Annotated in this window: 3 protein-coding genes; 1 reads left to right on the plus strand and 2 read right to left on the minus strand. The window is 72.5% G+C overall.

From position 1 onward, the window contains the following. The first annotated feature begins 53 nt into the window (after positions 1–53). Complete coding sequence (locus tag J0670_RS33530; RefSeq protein ID WP_207816011.1) at positions 54–899, plus strand: phosphatase PAP2 family protein; 846 nt, start codon at positions 54–56, stop codon at positions 897–899. On the opposite strand, the gene J0670_RS33535 is transcribed toward J0670_RS33530, so the two are convergent. Both J0670_RS33535 and J0670_RS33540 read right to left on the minus strand, forming a co-directional pair. Further along, a complete protein-coding gene (locus J0670_RS33535) occupies positions 892–1,455 on the minus strand; it encodes an acetate uptake transporter (protein WP_207816013.1) in 564 nt (187 codons plus the stop codon). The two genes, J0670_RS33530 and J0670_RS33535, sit on opposite strands and share 8 nt — an antisense overlap. A gap of 310 nt (positions 1,456–1,765) precedes the next feature. Further along, on the minus strand, positions 1,766–3,423 hold a 1,658-nt coding region (locus J0670_RS33540; protein WP_207816017.1), incomplete at its 5' end, for a SpoIIE family protein phosphatase.

Below are 3,423 nucleotides of genomic sequence, written 5' to 3' on the forward strand. Positions count from 1 at the left end.
CAAAAAGACCCCCTCCCATTCGGGAGGGGGTCTTTTTGCGTTACCCTCTGCGAATGCAGAACCTGTCCCTGACCTGGCAGACCGCCGGGGGCGCCGCCGTCGGCCTCTACGGAGGCGCGTACCTAGCCGCGCGGGTCCGGAGGCCGGGGCCGTCGGCGCTGCTGCGGGAGGCCGGCACGCTGTTGGCGCTGTTCGCGCTGTGGCAGCTGGTGGGACACCTGTCGGTGATGAGCGCCGACCACGCGCTGGACAGGGCGAGTTGGATCCACCGCACCGAGCTGGCGATCGGGCTGCCGGACGAGGCGTCCTGGCAGGCGGCGACCATGCGGTGCCCGGTGTTGGTGAAGCTGGCGAACTACTACTACGCGGCGATGCACTTCGCCGTGATGCTGGCGGTGCTGTTCTGGGTGTTCCTGCGGCATCGGGAGCGCTATGCGTGGGTGCGCAACACGGTGGTGATCACCACCGCGGTCTGCCTGCTGGTGCAGTTCATCCCGGTGGCGCCGCCGCGGATGCTGCCGCAGAACGGGTTCGTCGACGTGGCGGCGCAGTACGGGCAGTCGGTGTACGGCGGCGCGGTCGGCGGTGTGGTGGTGGCCGACCAGCTGTCGGCGATGCCGTCCGTGCACGTCGCCTGGTCCGTGCTGGCGGCGGTCGCGGTGGTGCGGGTGTCGCCGAGTCCGTTCCGCTGGGTGATGGTGCTGCACCCGGTGCTGACGGTGGCGGTGGTCGTGGTGACGGCCAACCACTTCTGGGCGGACGGCATCGTCGCCGTCGCGATCCTGCTGTTCGCGTACGCCGTCCTGGCGCTGTTGGCACGCCGGCGGGGCCGGACCTCCGCCGAGACGGAGGCCCGACCCCGCGCCGCATCCGAGGAGCGGGTGGAGCAGGTCACTTGACCGGCAGGGTGACCTTCCCCCAGGAGCCGTTGCTCAGTGCGGAGGTGGCCCAGTACCAGGCGATGGCCCCGGAGACGGCCGCGATCCACCCGGCGGCCTTGCCGAGGCCGCCGTATCCGCCGAAGGCGGCGATGGCGGACAGGACCAGGGAGAGCGTCAGCAGGCCGTAGACGGCGCGGCTGAACAGGCCCGCACCCCAACTGGCCGCGGTGAGGCTGAGGGCGAGCAGGGCCCACAGCAGCAGGAACAGCCCGGCGGCGTTCTTGCTCTCGCCGCCCGCCACCGACCAGGTCGCCCAGAAGGCGCCGAGGCTGGTGAAGGCGGTGCCGGTGAAGCCCTCGCCGCGACGGAGCTGCCACAGGCCCGCGATGAAGAGGGTGACGCCGCCGAGCAGGTGGGCGAGGTGGGCCGCGTCGCCGACGCCGGCGCCGTGCAGGACGCCGGTGGAGAGCAGGCCGTAGGCGAGTAGTGTCAGGCCGAGGGCGAGGTAGCCGAGGTTACCCGCGTCGGCTCCGGTGGAGCGGGCGTTCGTTGCCCCGGTAGCGTCGTTGCTCACCGGAGGCTCCTTTCACTCTGGGCGCGCGCAGGGCGCAGTGATGCTGTGGTGTCGTCTCGGTGAGGTGGATGCGCGCGACCGCGCCGAGGGCGCACGACGAAGAGCGTGCGGGGGCTGCGGTCAGAAGTGAGGTCGGAGTGATGGGCCGGCGGAGAGCCGCTGGTCACGTCCCTGCCGGGGGATTCCCCGGTGAGGTCGGTGTACCCGGCGTAGCAGGCTTGTACCCTTGTGAATCAGACAATTTGCGACGCCGTCAACTGTGGAACGCTCACGGTTCGTCCCTCGATGGAGTGCAAACGGACAGAAGCGTTCAGGGCGTGCGCTGGGTGGGCACCCGCAGGGTCAGGATCGCCATGTCGTCGGACGGCGGCTCCGGGGCGAAGCGCTCGACCGCGCGCTGCACCCGCAGCGCGACCGCGCCGGCGGTCAGGCCGGTGCAACCGGTGAGCACCTCGGCCAGGCCGTCGTCGCCCAGCATCCGCCGGCCCTCGCGGCGTTCGGTGACGCCGTCGGTGACGCAGAGCAGGACCTCGCCGGGGGAGAGCACCAGGCGCTCGGCGGTGAGGTCGAGGTCGTCCATGACGCCGAGCAGCGGCTGCGGGGTGGCGGCCCGGTCGACCTGGCCGTCGGTGCGCAGCCGCAGCGGCAGCGGGTGCCCGGCGCAGACCAGGGACAGCTCGGTGCTGCCGTCCGGGCGGGGCGTCAGCTCGCCGTAGAGCAGGGTGAGGAAACGGCTGCGCGAACCCTCGTCCAGGATGGCCGCGTTGAGTCGGCGCAGCACCTGCGGGGCGTCCAGGCCCTCACGGGCGAGCAGGCGCAGCGAGTGCCGGGCCAGGCCGGTGACGGAGGCGGCCTCCGGGCCGGTGCCGCAGACGTCGCCGATGGCGAAGCCGTAGGTGCCCTCGCGGATGGTGAACAGGTCGTAGAAGTCCCCGCCGACCTCGTTGCCCTCGCCGGCGGCCTGGTAGAAGACGTCCACCTCGACGCCCGGGATCTCGGGCAACTCCGGTGGCAACAGGCTGCGTTGCAGAGCCTGGCTGGTGGCGGTGCGCTCGGAGTAGAGGCGGGAGTTGTCGAGTGCGAGGGCGGCCCGGCGGGAGAGGTCCTCGGCGAGTTCGAGGATCTCCTGGCGGAACCGGACGCCGGCCGGGACACCGAGCGCGAGCAGGCCGATGACCCGGTTGCGGGCGGTCAGCGGCAGCACGACGGTCTCGCCGAGCTGGCCGGCGAGCTCGGGGCTGTCGGTCAGGCCGCGGGCCTCGGCGGCCTCGGCGGGTGCCGTCCAGAAGCGGACGCCGTGGGTGGGGCCGGCCTCGGGGGCGGTGGTCTTGTCGAGCAGGTCGCGCAGCGGGTCGATCCGGTCCTCGTCCTCGTGCAGGACGAAGGCGAGGCCGGGCTGGGCGCCGTGGTCGCCGTTGGTGTAGACGGCGCACCAGGAGGAGAGGGTGGGGACGGCCATCTGGGCCATCAGCGCGAGGGTCTGCTCGTGTTCGAGGGTTCCGGCCAGCAGGTCGGAGGCCTCGACGAGGAAGGAGAGCGAGCCGCGGCGCAGCCGTTCGAGCTCGGCCAGCCGGGTGCTCTCGACGGCCAGGGCGACCCGGTCGGCGGCGAACTGCAGGCGCAGCGCGTCCTCGTTGTCGTAGCGGCCGGGCGCGGCGGTGGCGATGCCGAGCGAGCCGATCAGCCGGCCCTCGACCTTGAGCGGGACGGTGACCAGGGAGCGCATGCCGCTGTCGGTGAGCAGGGGCAGGCCGGTGGGGCGGGTGGCGAGGTCCTCGTGGACGGAGGGCAGCCGGGCGGAGTCGTAACGGTTGCCGCTCTCGACCGGGAAGCGGGCGTGCCGGCGGTGTCCGGTGGTGAGGCCGGTGGCGGCGCGGACCTCGAACTCGCTCTCGTCGTCGGTGGTGAGCAGCAGGTACGCGGCGTCGGCGTCGAGCAGGTCGCGGGCGCGTTCGACGGTGCGCTGGA

The sequence above is a fragment of the Streptomyces sp. FH025 genome (assembly GCF_017427025.1).
Classification (GTDB): Bacteria; Actinomycetota; Actinomycetes; order Streptomycetales; family Streptomycetaceae; genus Kitasatospora.

What these genes read in the sequence shown, in the direction of transcription:
- J0670_RS33530 (WP_207816011.1), top strand. Translation starts at nt 54, where the DNA reads ATGCAGAACCTGTCCCTGACCTGGCAGACCGCCGGGGGCGCCGCCGTC.